Origin of the sequence: Rhodobacter sp. JA431, from assembly GCF_900217725.1 — a bacterium.
In the GTDB taxonomy this organism is placed as follows: domain Bacteria; phylum Pseudomonadota; class Alphaproteobacteria; order Rhodobacterales; family Rhodobacteraceae; genus Rhodobacter; species Rhodobacter aestuarii.
This window is the reverse complement of record NZ_OBMP01000009.1, coordinates 102,438-118,674: the sequence shown is the minus strand read 5'-3', so window position 1 is coordinate 118,674 and position 16,237 is coordinate 102,438. Positions and strand designations below refer to the sequence as shown.

Below are 16,237 nucleotides of genomic sequence, written 5' to 3'. Positions count from 1 at the left end.
CAGTATGCCAGCACTTGGCGGACAAACGGAAACCGCCGGGGCGTTTCCCGCACTCCGACCAGTGAGGTCAGTCGCAGGAGCCTCCGGCGGTGTCATGCTTTCAGGCCGTACTGCCTTACGCCGACAGAACCTTGCGGCCCTTGGCGCGGCGAGCGTTGAGGACCTTGCGGCCGCCTTTGGTCGCCATGCGGGCGCGGAAGCCGTGGCGGCGGGCGCGCACGAGTTTCGACGGCTGGTAGGTGCGTTTCATCGCGGTTACTCCGGTTGTCTGTCGGGGGGGCATCCTGAAACCGGCCGGATTCGGCTGCCCTTTCATTCGAAGCCCGTCCTTTAGGGGCATCGCCTGCACAAGTCAATTCTTCCTTGCGGTTTTTTCTAGGGCCTGTGCGACATGGTGAAAAGCCTGCATCGGCGCCCTTCCGCCCAAGCATTCGCGCCCCTATGTATTGCGCGAATGCTTTGGTATTTCATAGAAATGCCGATTGCTTTCGGTAGGGGATCGAAAGGGCCCCCAGGCGGGCGGCCCGCCAATTCGGGACAGGATGAAGATCAACACTCTTTCTGGGCGGTTTCTGGTGCTCACGACGGTCTTCGTCGTGCTGGCAGAGATGCTCATCCTGTTGCCGGGGTTGGCGAACTTCCGTGAAGACTATCTGCTGACGCGTTTGGAGCGTGCGCAGATCGCCTCGCTTGCGCTTTTGACCACCGACACGATGATCGAACCCGATCTGGAGCAAGAACTGCTCGATAATGCGGGTGTCTATAACGTCGTGTTGCGGCGCGATGCGGCGCGGCAGTTGGTGCTGTCTTCGCCGATCCCGCAACCGATTGCCGCAACCTATGACCTGCGTGAAGAACCGTTTTGGCGTTTGGTGCGCGATGCCTTGGTGGTTTTGGTCGATCCCGAAAACCATGTGGTGCGGGTGATCGGTGATCCGGTGCAAAAGGGCGGGCTGGTGATCGAGGTCACTCTGTCCACAGCGCCCTTGCGGCTCGAAATGATCGAATACGGGCTGCGGCTTTTGGCTTTGTCGGCCATTGTCTCGGTGGTGACGGCACTTTTGCTGTTCTTGCTGGTGCGGCGGTTGATGGTGGTGCCGATCAAGCGCGTCGTGGCGCATATGGCCGCCTATGCCGATGCGCCGGAAGATGCGCGCACGATCATCGCCCCCCAAGCGCGAATCGAAGAGTTGCGCGTGGCGGAAGAGGCATTGGCTTCTATGCAGCATCAACTCACCGCGTCCTTGCGGCAAAAAGAACGTTTGGCCCAGCTTGGTCAGGCGGTGGCAAAGATCAGTCATGACCTGCGCAATATTCTGACCACGGCGCAGCTCTTTGCCGACCGTATGGAGGATTCGGAGGACCCCGCAGTGCAGCGCGCAGCGCCGAAGCTGATGAAATCTATTGGCCGCGCCGTGAACCTTTGCGAGACGACGCTTGCCTTTGGCCGTGCCGAAGAGCCGCCGCCGAAGCTCGCGCCGGTCGACCTTGGTGCGCTGGTGGCCGAAGTGATTGAGGGCGAGCAAGCGCCAGCCAGCGCTGCGCAGGTGGATTTTGTTACCGATGTGCCCAAGGGGCTGATGATCCGCGCGGATCAAGAACAGCTTTACCGCGTGCTGTCGAACCTCGCGCGCAACGCCCGACAAGCGATTGAGGCCACGAACCAGCCCGGCACGATTGAGTTTGGTGCCGGTCAAAGTGCCGAGGGCTGGTGGATCAGGGTGCAAGACACCGGGCCGGGCTTGCCCGAAAAGGCGCGTGAGCGGCTATTTCAGCCGTTCTCGGGGGGCGTTAAAAAAGGCGGCACGGGGCTCGGGCTGGCAATCTCTGCAGAACTTGTGCGCGGCCATGGTGGGCGGCTGGATCTGGTGCGGACCGATGCGACAGGCACTGAATTCCGCCTGACCTTGCCGCGCGCGCTGGAACTCACTCAGGCCGAACTCCCGGGGTGAGGCGCTTTCGTGCGGGAAAACGCAGTTTCTTGGCTGTGGATAAGAAACTTTGATTTTTCTTCGCTTTCCCCCTTGCATTGCCCGCAACGCGGGGCTAAATCGCCCCCCACAGCGGACCCGTAGCTCAGCTGGATAGAGCATCAGACTACGAATCTGAGGGTCGGGCGTTCGAATCGCTCCGGGTCCGCCATTTCCCAAATACGACTGTAATGTGACACGCCAGTGTCACGCTAACCGCTATCATGTGGCGTCAGGTCCTGTTTCAGGAGCAGGGCTTGGAGAGTACCGTGGTAGGGCTTTCCGTAATCGATAAAAATCAGACATACTATTTCCTCGCCGAATCGTCACAAACTTGGCGTTAGGCGCCCTGACACGAGTTATTACGATTACGCTTCGTTTCCCAAACCGAAGACCGAAGCGCTGGGGGTGAAAGTGGCAGAGTGTAAGAGGTCTCGTTCAATGGCATTGTGGCTCTCGGTCGCTTATGCGGTCATGGGCGTGCTCTATGTGTTGACGAGTGATTGGATCTTGGGGCGCATCGTCCCCGATCTGACGAAGTACCAAATGTTCCAAACGGTGAAAGGCTGGACCTTCATCGCGCTGACAGCTTTGGGGCTTTGGGTGATCTTGCGCCATGTCTTGGGCCGGCTTGAGACCTCGCTGGCCGATGCAAATCTAGCGGAAAGCCGATTGCGGGGCGCGCTGATTGCGGCAGGCGGCTCTATTTGGCGGACCGAGAAAAAGCCGGATGGCGGTTTGAATGTCTTTGCGCGCGGCAGTTTGATGCGTGGGGTCAATGCCGCGACACGCGTGACATATGATGATGTCCATCTGCGCAGCCGCATCCACCCCGAAGATCGCCCAATCTATGATGCCCTTTCTGCGGCGATTTTGCATGGTGAGACAGATTTGCCGACGGCCATCTGGCGTGTGCGGACCGATGATGGCGAATGGCGATGGGCGAAAATCGTGCCCGATCATGAAAGCCGCGACGCAGGGCAACCCGGGTCCGTTTATGGGGTGTCTCTCGATATCACCGACCTGCAACAGACCACGCAAGCCCTTAGCGATGTGATTGCTGGCGGAGAGTTGGGGACGTGGCGGCATGATGCGCGCACAGATCGGCTGAAAGTGAATGCGCGCTGGGCTGAGATGCTGGGATATACGCTAGAAGAGCTAAATCCGCAGATGATCAATGATTGGCGTGCGCTTGTTCATCCTGATGACATGGAGGAAATGAACAAGGCGCATGTGTGGCAGTTTGAAAATCACCAACACTATTATGCTTTTGAATTTCGGATGCGGCACAAAGATGGCCATTGGGTCTGGGTTCTGTCGCGTGGTCGCGCCGTAGAGGTTGATCAAGATGGCAATGCTCAAATCTTGTCGGGCGTGCATATTGATGTATCGCGGCGCAAGGCGCTTGAGGCCGAGTTGCGCGAGCAAAGTGATTTCTTGCAGCGGCTGACCGAAACTTCTGTCTCCGGCATTTTGGCGCTGGATGAGGCTGGCGTGGTGGTCTTTGCCAATTTCGAAGCCCAGCAAATTCTGGATACGACAGGCGCCGGCCTGGTTGGGCGACGCCAAGATGAAATCGGCTGGATGCAGCGCGGGGCAGGGCCTTCTGGGGCAGGCGTTCCGCTGGTGCGGTTGCGCAAAGAGCGGGCGGTGCTGCGCGATTTGCGGCTCACTTTGCCTCTGTCCGATGGCACCGAACGGGAAATCTCGGTCAATGCGGCGCCGATGGAAACGCCTGACGGGCGGTTGCAGGTGGTTTGCTCGGTGTCGGATATCACGCAGCGTCTGATTGATGAACGGCTCTTGGCGCAGGCGGCGGAAGAAGCGCGCTTTGCTGCGCGCCACGATGCCCTGACCGGGCTGCCAAACCGCGAATTGTTCGGCGCGCATGCCGAGTCGATGGTGCGGCAGGCGCGCACGGACGGGCGGCTTGTGGCGCAGGTGTTCCTTTGTGTCGATCAGTTCCAGCAGGTGAAAGATCGGTTCGGTCCGCTTTTGGGTGATCGGCTTATTTGCCAGATCGCGGAGCGACTTGATGGTCTGCGCGACGGGGCTAAAGTGCTGGCGCGGGTTGGCGCAGCGGAATTCACCTTCCTTGATCGGCTGGATTCGATGGAAGAGGCGGCACGGCTGACGGCAAGTATTGCTGTCGCGTTTGAGACGCCGTTTGAGCTTGATGGTCAGACAATCTACCTCAACAGCTCGATGGGTGTGTCGCTTTATCCGATGGATGCGATGAGCGCCGAGGAAATGTGGATCAATGCTGATCTTGCCATGTACGAGGCGAAGGCGCTTGGCGGTAACCAATGCGTGGCCTTTACCGCGAAGCTGCGCGATCGGATGGCACGCGAAGCGCTGATTGGCCAATCTTTGCAGCGCGCCATTCGTGAGCGGGCCTTTGAATTGGTCTTGCAGCCGAAAGTGAACTTGCAAAGCGGCAATACGCTGGCCGGGGCAGAAGTGCTGATACGTTGCACCGACCCGGACCTTGCGGGCATTGGCCCGGCGGAATTCATGCCGGTGGCGGAAAAGACCGGGCTGATCCGGCAGATCGACCTTTTGGTGATCGACCTTGCGGGGCTCTTTATGGCCGATTTGCATGGGCGTGGTTTGTCGCTGCATCTCTCGATCAACCTATCGCCCGAAAGCCTGCGTCAGGCGGGGTTTGGGGCAGAAGTTTTGGCGCATATGGCAGCGGCGGGCCTTGGGTCAGAGGATGTGCAGTTTGAACTGACCGAAGGCGCGGTGGTTGACCTCAAATCTGACGCGCGCGGCGCGATTGCGCTTTTGCTGGAAGCCGGATTTGAACTCTCTGCCGATGATTTCGGCACCGGCTATTCTTCGATGAGCTATCTGCAAAGCCTGAACCTCAAGGAACTCAAGATCGACCAAAGCTTCGTATCGCGGCTTGGTTTGGATGACGGCGCGGCGGATGCGATCGTTTTGGCCACTTTGGCGATGGCGCAAGCGCTGGGGCTACGCAGCGTGGCCGAGGGGATTGATACGCCCGCGCAAGAAGAATGGCTCCGTGCGCATGGTTGCGATGTGGGGCAAGGCTATCACTTTGGCCGTCCGATGCCGCTGGAGAAGTTCGTCGAAACCTATTTGGCCACCCCCAAGCTACGCGAAGCCGCCGTGGCGCGGTAATTTCGCAAGATCGGGGCCAAGCGTCACGCTGCGTTGCCCCGATGGTGCCACTATGATCCCCTTGCCGCGAAGGGGGACGAGATGCGCACAAGTGAGACCCATCCATTGCAGATTGCCGAGGTTTGCGCCGGGCCGGGGTTTGGCCGGATTGGCCTGACCTTTTGCCCTGGCAAGCATGACCGGGCCGCCTATTCCGGCGCTTGGGCGCGTGATCTGACCACAGATATGGTTGCCATTGCCGCTTGGGGCGCGCGGGTCGTGGTGACTTTGGTGGAACCCGCCGAACTTATTGCGCTTAAGGTGCCGGATTTGGGCGATGCGGTGCATGCGCATGGCATGATCTGGCGGCATTTGCCGATTGCCGACTATTCGATCCCCGATGAAGCGTTCGAGGTGCGCTGGGCTGCGGAAGGGCGCGCCTTGCGCGATACTTTGCGTGCGGGTCAAGATATTTTGGTGCATTGCAAGGGCGGGCTCGGGCGCGCGGGCACGATTGCCGCGCGGCTTTTGGTGGAATTGGGAATAGAGCCCAAAGCGGCGATCCGCGCGGTGCGGGTGGCCCGCCCCGGTGCGATTGAAACGCCAAGGCAATTGGCATTGGTGCGCGAGACGGTGGCCGTGAATGAGCCCGCCATGGTGGATACCGCAAAAATGACTCGCATCGGTGGGCAGTTGGGCACCAACCCTGCCGGAGTTTGGGATGATGGCGCGGGTCGGCGCTATTACGTGAAAGAGCTCGAAAGCCCCGCCCATGCGCGCAATGAAAATTTAGCGGCCGCGCTTTACCGGCTCGCGGGGGCGCCGGTGCTGACCTATCTGCCCGCAGCCCAGCCCGAACAGGTGGCCACCCTTTTTATGCCGCTGGAAAAGACCTGCCTCGCGCAACTCAGCGAAGCGGAACGCCAAGCCGCCCAGCACTGGCTTGGCGTGCATGCGTGGCTGGCCAATTGGGATGCGGCGGGGTCTTTGGGGGACAATCAGGGCCTGATCCATGGGGTTGTGACCACGCTGGATGTGGGCGGCGCGCTCGATTTTCGCGCCTCGGGCGACCCGAAGGGTCGCGACTTTGGTCCTGAGGTGGGCGAGATAGATCGGCTGCGCACCGACCCAGAGAACCCACAGGCGGTAAAGCTTTTTGGGGATATGGATGCGGCAGCGGTCGCAGCGGCTATTCGCGTCGTCACCCGCTTGCCCGATGCGGCGATTTCGCGTGTGGTCGCAGAATATGGTCGCAGCGAAAAGCTGACCGCGAAGTTGATCGCCCGCAAAGCCGATCTGGCGCAGCGCCTTACAACGCCAGAAGCTTTGGCACCTGATCGGTGATTTCGTCCTGCACTTGCGTGTCCAGAACGGCAAGCCAGCGCATCGGTAGCGACTCAAGCCCCCAAAGCGCGCCCGCCAACATGCCGACCAAGGCGCCGGTCGTGTCGGCATCGCCACCTTGGTTCACCGTGGCCACAACCGCTTCTTCAAAGCTGTCGGCGGCCAAGAGGTGATGCAGCACGGTCTGCATGGTTTCGACCACAAAGGCCGAGCACAGGCCGCGATAAGGCTCAAAGCGGAAGATCCGATGCTGTTCCACAAGCACCGCGCCCGCGCGTTCCACCGCGGCTTTGCCCTCGCCTATGATCAGACCTTGCACCATCCGCACCAGCGCCAAGCAAGCTGCATCTGAGAGCGGGTTGTTGTGCGTGGTATGCGCCTGCACCCATGCCCATTCCTCGGCCCTGTCGGGCACGCCGAGCGTGGCGAGCGCCACGGGCAACACCCGCATCGCCGCGCCATTGCCCGCATCATCTTCCATCTCGGGCCCAGCAACTGAGCCATCGCGTTGAAACCGCTTGATGCCCCGCCGACACGTGTTGCCGACATCGGCGGGCTTGGTGGCGAGCCAAGCGGAAAATTCCTCGCACAGATCACGGGCCTCCAGCCCACCGCAGCGAATGAGCGAGCGCCCAAGCGCAAGCGACATTTGCGTATCATCGGTTACCGCGCCGGGGCGTAGCCGCAGCCAGCCGCCGCCGGTGATGTCGCGGTGCACGCCCAATTGGGTGGCAATCTCGCGTGCAGTCATAAATTCGGTCGTGGCCCCCAAGGCATCGCCCAAAGCAAAGCCCAAATAGGCGGCCAAGGCCCTGTCTTGGCAATCAGACATCGTCGATCCTCACCCGGTACGCCCCGCCGATGGCAAGGAATTCGCGTTCGCCCTGCAAAAGCCGCGTGGGCAGCAGGCCCGGATATGAGAGCACTTTTACAACCGGAACTTCAACCGTCAGGATTTTATCGCCAAAGCAATCCGCCACCTCGCGCTCGGAGGAAAACGAGACGAGGTTGTTGAGCCTGATCACCGCCTCACGCTTGCTGGGCCGCTCCAAAATCGCATGATCTTCTAGCGCATTGCTGCCGCGATACAGCGTCAGATGGCTTTGGGCGGGAAAGGTGAAGTGCCGCGCGACCCATTGCGCGGCCTCATACAGCAAATCAAGCTGGGTCCAGATCGCATTGCCATGAAACCGGCTTTGCATCTTTTCGCTGGTATAGACTTGCCACGCCGGGCAGGTCATGCAGGTCAGCACCTCTTTATGAAAGCTGGGCGCAATGCCAAAGCGGCTTTCCACCCAGCCCTTCAGCACCGCGCCTTCCGGCCCATTGCTGTTAAAGCTCCACCCTTGCAAAAGTCGCAAGAATGAGGACCGAAAAGGCCGCTTGCCGCCCGGCGCCTCTTGCTGCTCGGGGTCGATGGAAAACATCGCCTGCATATAGCTGAGCAGCGCTTCACCCGCCTCGGCGCCGCTTTCGGCCTGGTCGAACATGGTGAAAAGCGCGGGGTTCATTTCCCGCACGCCGTGGATTTGCAGCGGTTCGGGGGCGCTGTTGAAACGCGCGCTCGCCAATAGGTCCGGCGACCGCCCGACGCGGTTCGTCGAATGGCCAAGCCCCGGATTGCGCTGTGCAACGGTGTCGCTCATGGCGCAGATCATGCGCTGCCAAAACCGCGCTGTGAAGGCGACAGAAATGCAAACGGGGGGCCAAGCCCCCCGTTCAGCCCTTTCGGGACGGCTTGTCTGGCTCAGATCAGTCCGGCATGCGCCATCGCGGCGTCAATCGCGGCTTTGGTGCCATCGGTCAGTTCGGTCAGCGGTAAGCGCACCTCAGCGCTGCACAGCCCCAGTTTCGACATCGCGTATTTCGCGCCCGCCACGCCCGGCTCAAGGAAGATCGCGATATGGAGCGGCAGAAGCTGGTCTTGATAGGCAATCGCCTTGGCGTAATCGCCAGCCAGCGTGGCCGCTTGCATCTCGGCACAAAGTTTCGGCGCAACGTTTGCGGTGACCGAAATGCAGCCCACGCCACCCATAGCGTTAAAGCCCACAGCGGTCGCGTCTTCGCCCGAAAGCTGGATGAAATCAGCGCCACAGGTCATGCGCTGTTTCGCGACCCGGCTCAAATCGCCGGTGGCATCTTTCACGCCCACAATGCGCGGCAGTTTGGCCAATTCGCCCATCGTTTCGGGCGACATATCTACGACCGAGCGGCCGGGAATGTTGTAGATGATGATCGGCAGTTCGCAAGCATCATGCATCGCGGTGAAATGGGCGACCATGCCGCGCTGCGTGGGTTTGTTGTAGTAAGGCGTCACGACGAGCGCCGCATCGGCACCATTCGCTGCGGCATGGCGGATCAGTTCGATCCCTTCCGCCGTGGCGTTCGAGCCTGCGCCCGCAATCACTGGCACCCGGCCTGCAGCGGTTTCCACCACCACGCGCACGACTTCGTTATGTTCGTCATGGCTCAGCGTCGGGCTTTCGCCCGTGGTGCCCACCGGCACAAGGCCGTTGCTGCCTTGTTCAATATGCCATTCCACCAGCTTCTTGAGCATGTCCCAATCGACTGCGCCGTTCGTGAACGGCGTGACGAGTGCGGGGAAAGACCCTTTGAACATGACACGCTCCTGAGTGTTTTGGCGGATTCGCCGGTTGGAAAATTGCGCGGACCATAGGCGAGGCTTTCGAGCTTGCCAACTTGTGAATTGCATCCGTTACAACGAGCAGGCAGGTAATAAAAAACACGCGAGCAGAGCCATGACCTTTCAACGTGCCGTTGCGGCCCTCGTGGCTGCTTTTCTCTCTCTTTCTCCGCCGGTTGCGGTGGCTGATGTGCCCGAAGCACTCGCCCGTGCGCTGGACGCGGCGCAGGCGCAAGATTGGCCCCGCGCGGCGGCAGAGGCGCGGGCATCTGGGCCGCTCGCTTTTGATATCATTGAATGGCAGCGGCTGCGCGCGGGCGCGGGGCGCTTTGCCGATTACGCCGATTTCACCACCCGCCGCGCTGCATGGCCGGGGATGCCGCTGTTGCACGAAAAGGGTGAGGCGACGCTGGAGGGTGTGCCGCCTGCACAGGTGATTTCCTATTTCGCGACGATGGCACCGCAAACGGGAACTGGCGCGCTGGCGCTGGTGGCGGCGCATCTGGCGCAGGGCAATTCTGCAAAAGCGGCCAGTGTCGCGGAGGCGGCATGGCGCAGCCTTGATCTCAACCCGCAAGAGCAGGCCGATTTTCTGGCGCGTTACCCGGAGCTCGTCGCCCCGCATCATGGCGGGCGGATGCAGATGCTTTTGGAGGCTGGCAAGCTCGATCAGGCCCGCGCGATGCTGGATCTTGTAAGCCCCGGCACGCGCGCCGTGGCGGCGGCCCGGATCGCGCTGCAAGCGCGCGAGGCGGGTGTGGATGATCTGGTTGCGGCGGTGCCCGAGCGGATGAGCGGGTCTTATGGCCTCGCGCTCGACCGGGCGTGGTGGCGCTGGCGCAATGATCTGGAGGTGCCCGCCGCTGATCTGATGCTGGAGTTTTCCACCGATGCTGACAAACTGGGTGACCCGACGCTTTGGGCCGATCTGCGGTCGCGGCTTACGCGGTTTTTCCTGCGGGCAGGCGATGCACGGTTGGCTTACAAACTCGCTGCGCGACATCGTTTGCCGCAAGGCGGCGGCGATTGGGCCGAGTTGGAATGGCTTGCGGGCTATGCCGCGCTGAAATTGGGCGACGCGCCGACTGCGCTTACGCATTTTGAAACGGTCGAGGCCGGGGTTTCGAGCCCGATCTCGCAATCGCGGGCCGATTACTGGCGCGGTCGCGCGCTCGAGGCTTTGGGGCGCACGGGCGATGCGCAGCGCGCCTATGCCGAGGGCGCACGCCATCAAACCGCCTATTACGGGCTTTTGTGTGCCGAGCGCGCGGGCGTGCCGCTTGATGCCCGCTTTGCGGCGGCACCCCCTTTGCCGGATTGGCGCGGCGAAAGTTTCACCGCGTCACCAGTATTTCAAGCTGCGCTCTTGCTGCATCAGGCAGGCGATACCGCGCTGGCCGAGCGGTTCATTCTGCATCTCGAAGAAAGCCTGCCCAATGCGCAGATCGCGCCCTTGGCCAAGCTGGCTGAGGAATGGGGCAACCCGCATTTGATGCTGAGCCTTGGCAAGCGCGCGGCCTATGCGGGGCAAGTTCTGGTGCGCGCCTATCATCCGGTGCCGGAACTGCATCCCGAGAAGCTGGAGGTACGCGAGGAATTGGCGCTGTCGATCGCGCGGCGCGAAAGCGAATTTGACCCGGTGGTGGTCAGCTATGTCGGCGCGCGCGGGATGATGCAGTTGATGCCGGGCACCGCGAAGATGATGGCAGAGCGCGAGGGCGTGCCCTATGAGCTGTCTCGCCTGACCTCGGACCCAAGCTATAATGTGCAACTTGGTGCGGCCTATCTGGCTGTTCTAGAAGAAGAATTTGGCACCTCGCCGGTGTTGGTGGCCTCTGGCTATAATGCCGGGCCGGGCCGCCCGCGCCGCTGGATCGAAGAACGCGGCGATCCGCGCAACCCTTCGGTCGATGTGGTCGATTGGGTCGAGATGATCCCCTTTGACGAAACGCGGACCTATGTGATGCGGGTGGCGGAAAGCCTGCCCATCTACCGCGCGCGGTTGGGCCGCCCCGATGCCGGGGTGCTGCGGTTCACGGATGAGTTGCGCGGGCGCTAACCCGCGCGCGCTTCCAATTTTGCCTTGGCGTGGGCCCGTGTGCGCCAAAGCGTGAAGAGCCCGGCGCAAACCACCACGCCCGCCCCAAGCGCCACATTGGGGCGCAACGTGTCATTAAAGACCAAAATCCCCAGCGCCGAGGCCCAGACCAGTTGCAAATAGGCGAAGGGCTGGATCGCCGAAGCCTCTGCCACCTCATAGGCGCGGATCAGCAGGAAATGCGCAGTGACTGCGGTAATGCACAGCGCCGCCATCCAAAGCCAATCGGCAAAGATCATCGGTTCCCAAAACCAAATCCCGAACGGGGTCATCACCACCGCACCCACAAGCCCGGTCCAGTAAAACGAGACAGCGGCGGCATCTTTGCGTGCGGCAAAGCGGGTGAGCAGCGAATAAAGCGCAAACAAAAGCGCACAGACGAGGGGGATCACCGCCTCGGGCTTAAAGACCCCAAAGCCGGGTTCCAAAATGATCACGATCCCGGTGAAACCAATGCCAATGGCCACCCAGCGGCGCCAGCCAACCTTTTCGCCCAAAACCGGGCCGGAAAGCGCGGCGACCAAAAGCGGATATGAGGCAAAGACCGCATGGCTTTCGACCAGCCCCAAGATCACGAAGGCTTGGATCATGATGACAATCTCTGCCACCAGCACCAGCGAGCGGAAAATTTGCATCAAGGGCTGGCGGCTATAAAGCGCGCGCACCAAGCCCCCTTCGGAGCGCGCCGCGACGCTGAGCGTGAAGAGCGCAAAGAACCAATAGCGGATCGTGATCACCATATAGACGTTGTACGTCCCCGCGAGGTGGCGCGAGATCCCGTCTTGCATGGCAAAGATGAAGGTGGTGACCACCATCAGCCAAATGCCCTTGCCGATGTTTTGCTCCACGCTCATGGCTTCTGGCCTCGGCTCATATGGCGTTTGCCCGCATGGCCCGGCACGCGCTCAACCGTAAAGCCCGCTGCCGAGAGGCCCCGGCGCACAAAGCCCGCGGCCGTGTAGGTGGCAAAGCTGCCGCCGGGGGCTGTGTGGCGCCCCACCGCGGCCATCAAATCCTCGCCCCACATTTCGGGGTTTTTGGCGGGCGAAAACCCATCCAGAAACCAGGCATCGGCCTGTTCGGCCCATTGGGGGAGGGTTTCGCGCACATCGCCCAAGATGAGTTCGACCGAAACACTGCCCAAGGTGAAGCGGGTCTCGCCGCGTGTCATCGCATCGACCAAAGGCGCAGCGAGCGGAGCAGCTTCCGGGAAGGCTTGAAGCGCGCGCGCCATTTCATCCCCAGACATCGGAAAAGCCTCAAAAGTGGTGAAGCGAATGGGCAGATCGGTCGCAAGGGCGGTGGCGATCAGGTTCAGCCCGGTGCCAAAGCCCAGTTCTGCCACGTGAAAGCTCGGGCAAAACCGCGCGGGCAGGTCATTGCCCGCCAAAAACACATGGCGCGTTTCGGCCAAGCCGCCTGCAAGGCTGAAATAGGGGTCATCGAAGCGCGTGGAAACGGGCGTCGATCCGTCGCGCCAAATCAGCGCGGCTGTGCTCTGGTCTGAAGATGTCATAGGGGGTAGTGCCAAGTAAGTTCGCGGTAACACTGACGAAAGGGGCGCGCGATGGCAAGCACAGACTGGGTAACGGTGCGCGGTGGCGGGGTGTTCGGTTTGGCCTGCGCCTATGAAATCGCCAAGCGCGGCGTGAAGGTGCGGTTGATCGAGCGCGCGCGGATCGGGGCAGGCTCGTCTGGGGGCACGGTGGGGATGCTTTCGCCGCATGTGCCCGAGCAGTGGAATGCGAAAAAACAGTTCCAATTTGAAAGCCTCGTGATGGCGCAGGCGTTTTGGGACGATGTCAAAGCCGTGGGCGGGCAGGATGCCGGCTTTGGCCGTGTGGGGCGGCTGCAACCCATCGCGAATGAAGCGGGCGTAGAACTGGCGCAAGCCCGTGCCGCTGGTGCTGCCGAACATTGGGGAGGCGATTTCATTTGGCGCGTCGCCCCGGTGGGAGACTTTGGGGATTTTGTGCCAGTAACGCCGACGGGGCTGGTGATTCATGACACGCTCTCTGGCCGTGCCTCGCCCCGCCGCGCGGGCGCTGCGCTTGCCGCAGCGATCGAGGCTCTGGGCGGAGAGGTGATCATCGGTGAGGCGGAAGAATGCGGCCCGGTGCTGCATGCCACGGGGCTTGCCGGGCTTGAGGAGCTGACCGCTGCCTTTGGCAAAAGCGTCGGCAATGGGGTGAAGGGGCAATCCGCGATCCTTGCTCATGATGCCGGTCCGGTGCCGCAAATCTTTGCCGATGGGGTGCTGGTGGTGCCCCATGCTGATGGCACGGTGGGTGTGGGCTCCACGGCGGAGCGCTATTACGACGACCCGGAAAGCACCGATGATCAGCTCGAAGACGTGCTGAACCGTGCCCGCGCTTTGGTGCCCGCGCTGGAAGGGGCCGAGGTGGTGGAGCGCTGGGCCAATGTGCGCCCGCGTTCGGTGACCCGCGCGCCGATGCTGGGCGCGTGGCCGGGCCGCGAGGGGCACTTCATCGTCAATGGCGGCTTTAAAATCGGCTTTGGTATGGCCCCCAAGATCGCCGTGGTTATGGCCGATCTGGTGCTTGAGGGTGTGGATGCTATCCCCGACGGGTTCCGGGTCGAAGACAACCTTTAAACGGGGGAGCCGCGCTTACCAACGGGTCAGCGCGGCCTCGTCACTTTCTTTCGCTTCGACCCAAGCTGCGCCGGTGGCGGTGATTTCTTTCTTCCAAAACGGCGCGCGGGATTTGAGGTAATCCATCAAGAATTCCGCCGCTTCAAAGGCTGCTTGGCGATGCCGCGCGGCGGTGGCAACCATCATGATCGGCGCGCCGATCTCTAGCCGCCCATAACGGTGGATCACCAAAGCATCGGCCAAGGTCCAGCGGGTGCAAGCTTCCTCGACAATCGCGCCAATCGCGCGTTCGGTCATGCCGGGGTAATGCTCAATCTCAAGCGCTTGCATCTGCCCGGTGTCGTCACGCACAAGCCCGGTAAAGCTGACGACCGCGCCCACATCGGCACGCCCTTGGCCAAAGCCTGCCAGTTCGGTGCTGGGGTCGAAGGCGGCTTCTTGAACGGCAATCCGCATCAGCCGCCCGTCATTGGCGGGAAAAAAGCCACTTCGCGCACGCCAGCGAGGGGCGAGGAAAACTCGGAAAGCTCTTGATCCAGCGCCACCCGCACGGCGGAAAGGTCGGCAAAAGCGGCCTCATAACGCGGTTCGCGGGTTTTGAGTTCTGCGATCAGGTCTGAAACGGTTGCGGCTGTGGTTTCCACCTGTTCGCGCGGCACGCCAATGCGTTCGCGCAGCCAAGCGAAATACAACACCTCAACCATCCTTGTTCTCACGCAAGAAGGGGAGCGATTTGCTGAAATAATCCCAGCCGGTAATGGCCGTCAGAATTGCAGCAATCCAGATCAGGGCAATGCCCAAATGGTTCGCCAGATCGGCCAAGCCAAGCCCGGTGGGCAGATCGCCTTCGCCCGCACGCGGCGCACGGCCTTTGGCAAGGTAATCAAGCCCGGTGCCAAGGAACAGCGTCGCAATCGCGACCATCTGCGCCGTGGTCTTCCATTTCGCAAGTTTGGTGACCTTCAGCTTGCCCGCATCGGCCCCCATGAATTCGCGCAGGCCCGACACAAAGACCTCCCGGAACAAGATCACGGTGGCGGGCAAAATGAGCCACGGGTTCATGCCGGAATAGCCCGTCAGCACGACCAAAGCGATCACCACCATCGCCTTGTCAGCGATTGGGTCGAGCATCGCACCGAATTTGCTTTCTTGCCCCCAAGCGCGGGCGAGATAGCCATCAAACCAATCGGTGACAGCGGCGCCAATGAACAAAGTCAGCGCCAGCCAATCCGCCCAAGGACGGTGAAAATACAAAAACATCACCGCCACGCCGGGCGCGGCGAGAAGACGAAGCACCGTAAGAATATTCGGTAGGTTCCATTGCATGCGCGCACAGTATCCGCCGCCGCGCAGAAGGAAAAGAGGGGGAATCGCCTCAGTGTGTTGGGTCCACGTAATCGTGTGTGCGGCCTTGCCAATCGGTCACATGCCACAGGCCGGGCTCTGCGCCGGGGGTAAAGTGATCGGCGGTAATCGGCACCTTGCCAAAGCCGCCGGGGATGTCGAGCACATAGCTGGGCAGCGCCGCCCCACTCAGATGCCCGCGCAGGCTTGCGATCAGCGCGCGCCCTTCGGCAATCGTGGTGCGGAAATGGCTGGTACCGGGGGCCAAATCGCAATGATGCAGGTAATAGGGCTTTACCCGCAGATCTTGCAGGGCGCGGAAGAGGTTCAGCAGCGCTTCGCGCGTGTCATTCACGCCCCGCAACAGCACAGATTGTGACAGCAACGGGACGCCCGCATCGACGAGCCGCGCAAGCGCCGTGCGGGCAGGCGCGGTGAGTTCTTGCGCGTGGTTGGTATGCACCACAATCCACACCGCCGGGCGCTGGGCATGCAGAAGCTGGGCAAGGTCACTGGTGATCCGCTCCGGTGCGACCACGGGCACACGGGTGTGAAGGCGTATCGTGGTGATGTGTGGAATGGCGGAAAGCCGCACCAGCACCGCTTCAAGTCGCCGGGGCGACAGCGTCAACGGGTCGCCGCCTGTGAGGATAATTTCACGCAGTGCAGGCGTGGTGGCGATGTAGTCCAGCGCTTTCGCCAGATCTGCCTCGGGCAGGGGGCCAGTTTCGCCCACCGTTTCGCGCCGAAAGCAAAAGCGGCAATAGACATCGCAGGTTTTGGTGATGTGCAAAATCGCCCGGTCGGGGTAGCGATGCGTGAGCCCCGGCACCGGGGCGTGGGTGCTATCGCCGATCGGGTCGAGCAGTTCTTCGGGCCGTGTGTGCAGCTCTGCCGCCGTGGGGACGAATTGCGCGGCCACCGCATCGCCCGGGCGCGCGATCGCGGCGCGCATCGCCGGGGTGATGCGGATGCGGAAGCTTTCCGCCACGCGGGCAAGCGCTGGCAGATCAGTCTTTTGCACAAGGCCTTCGTGCAAAAGCGCATCGGGGTGCGTGAGCGCTGGTTTGGGCGGTAGGGCGGTCATGGCGCGGCGC

15 protein-coding genes and 1 tRNA gene are annotated in these 16,237 nt (G+C 61.7%); 6 read left to right on the top strand and 10 right to left on the bottom strand.

The features are described 5' to 3' along the window. Positions 1-115 precede the first annotated feature (115 nt). Positions 116-250, bottom strand: coding sequence for a 50S ribosomal protein L34 (gene rpmH / locus CRO18_RS16080; protein WP_076483939.1), 135 nt, complete (start codon positions 248-250; stop codon positions 116-118). Positions 251-542: 292 nt separating this feature from the next. Between rpmH and CRO18_RS16075 the strand changes: the two genes are divergently transcribed. The 4 genes from CRO18_RS16075 (at position 543) to CRO18_RS19105 (ending at position 6,440) form a co-directional block, all read left to right on the top strand. Next, positions 543-1,952 carry a HAMP domain-containing sensor histidine kinase gene (locus tag CRO18_RS16075; protein WP_097082896.1) on the top strand — a complete coding sequence of 470 codons (1,410 nt, stop codon included), beginning with the start codon at positions 543-545 and terminating at the stop codon, positions 1,950-1,952. 113 nt (positions 1,953-2,065) lie between these two features. Continuing rightward, positions 2,066-2,142 (top strand) — tRNA-Arg (locus CRO18_RS16070). A gap of 269 nt (positions 2,143-2,411) precedes the next feature. Continuing rightward, on the top strand, positions 2,412-5,117 hold the full coding sequence (locus CRO18_RS16065; protein WP_097082895.1) for a GGDEF domain-containing phosphodiesterase: 2,706 nt from the start codon (positions 2,412-2,414) through the stop codon (positions 5,115-5,117). An 81-nt stretch (positions 5,118-5,198) separates the two neighbouring features. Continuing rightward, positions 5,199-6,440: a cyclin-dependent kinase inhibitor 3 family protein gene (locus CRO18_RS19105; protein ID WP_097082894.1), complete on the top strand. Its 1,242-nt coding sequence runs from the start codon at positions 5,199-5,201 to the stop codon at positions 6,438-6,440. Here CRO18_RS19105 and draG read toward each other — a convergent pair. From draG to dapA, 3 genes are all read right to left on the bottom strand, one after another. Further along, positions 6,406-7,272, bottom strand: coding sequence for an ADP-ribosyl-[dinitrogen reductase] hydrolase (draG, locus tag CRO18_RS16055; RefSeq protein WP_097082893.1), 867 nt, complete (start codon positions 7,270-7,272; stop codon positions 6,406-6,408). The two genes, CRO18_RS19105 and draG, sit on opposite strands and share 35 nt — an antisense overlap. Further along, the gene (locus CRO18_RS16050; RefSeq protein WP_097082892.1) at positions 7,265-8,086 is read right to left on the bottom strand and encodes an NAD(+)--dinitrogen-reductase ADP-D-ribosyltransferase; all 822 of its coding nucleotides are present in this window, start codon (positions 8,084-8,086) and stop codon (positions 7,265-7,267) included. The genes draG and CRO18_RS16050 overlap by 8 nt, the downstream gene beginning before the upstream one ends. Positions 8,087-8,187: 101 nt before the next feature. Beyond that, on the bottom strand, positions 8,188-9,060 hold the full coding sequence (dapA, locus tag CRO18_RS16045; protein ID WP_097082891.1) for a 4-hydroxy-tetrahydrodipicolinate synthase: 873 nt from the start codon (positions 9,058-9,060) through the stop codon (positions 8,188-8,190). A 139-nt stretch (positions 9,061-9,199) separates the two neighbouring features. On the opposite strand from dapA, the gene CRO18_RS16040 reads away from it, so the two are divergent. Continuing rightward, positions 9,200-11,143, top strand: a complete 1,944-nt coding sequence (locus CRO18_RS16040) for a lytic transglycosylase domain-containing protein (RefSeq protein WP_097082890.1) — start codon at positions 9,200-9,202, stop codon at positions 11,141-11,143. Here the strand turns inward: CRO18_RS16040 and CRO18_RS16035 are convergent. Continuing rightward, on the bottom strand, positions 11,140-12,036 hold the full coding sequence (locus CRO18_RS16035; protein WP_097082889.1) for a DMT family transporter: 897 nt from the start codon (positions 12,034-12,036) through the stop codon (positions 11,140-11,142). The two genes, CRO18_RS16040 and CRO18_RS16035, sit on opposite strands and share 4 nt — an antisense overlap. After that, positions 12,033-12,698 carry a tRNA (5-methylaminomethyl-2-thiouridine)(34)-methyltransferase MnmD gene (gene mnmD / locus CRO18_RS16030; RefSeq protein WP_097082888.1) on the bottom strand — a complete coding sequence of 222 codons (666 nt, stop codon included), beginning with the start codon at positions 12,696-12,698 and terminating at the stop codon, positions 12,033-12,035. Before mnmD ends, CRO18_RS16035 begins: the two co-directional genes overlap by 4 nt. Positions 12,699-12,749: 51 nt before the next feature. Here mnmD and CRO18_RS16025 point away from each other — a divergent pair, with 51 nt between their 5' ends. Continuing rightward, a complete protein-coding gene (locus CRO18_RS16025) occupies positions 12,750-13,796 on the top strand; it encodes an FAD-binding oxidoreductase (protein WP_097082887.1) in 1,047 nt (348 codons plus the stop codon). 15 nt (positions 13,797-13,811) lie between these two features. Here CRO18_RS16025 and CRO18_RS16020 read toward each other — a convergent pair whose 3' ends face one another. Genes CRO18_RS16020 through CRO18_RS16005 form a run of 4 tightly spaced genes read right to left on the bottom strand, consistent with a single transcriptional unit; the run spans position 13,812 to position 16,227 of the window. Continuing rightward, positions 13,812-14,252, bottom strand: a complete 441-nt coding sequence (locus CRO18_RS16020; RefSeq protein WP_097082886.1) for a molybdenum cofactor biosynthesis protein MoaE — start codon at positions 14,250-14,252, stop codon at positions 13,812-13,814. Continuing rightward, the gene (moaD, locus tag CRO18_RS16015) at positions 14,252-14,500 is read right to left on the bottom strand and encodes a molybdopterin converting factor subunit 1 (RefSeq protein ID WP_097082885.1); all 249 of its coding nucleotides are present in this window, start codon (positions 14,498-14,500) and stop codon (positions 14,252-14,254) included. Before moaD ends, CRO18_RS16020 begins: the two co-directional genes overlap by 1 nt. Beyond that, positions 14,493-15,122, bottom strand: a complete 630-nt coding sequence (gene pgsA / locus CRO18_RS16010; RefSeq protein ID WP_076483927.1) for a CDP-diacylglycerol--glycerol-3-phosphate 3-phosphatidyltransferase — start codon at positions 15,120-15,122, stop codon at positions 14,493-14,495. The genes moaD and pgsA overlap by 8 nt, the downstream gene beginning before the upstream one ends. A 49-nt stretch (positions 15,123-15,171) precedes the next feature. Next, on the bottom strand, positions 15,172-16,227 hold the full coding sequence (locus tag CRO18_RS16005; RefSeq protein ID WP_097082884.1) for a lysine-2,3-aminomutase-like protein: 1,056 nt from the start codon (positions 16,225-16,227) through the stop codon (positions 15,172-15,174). Positions 16,228-16,237 lie beyond the last annotated feature (10 nt).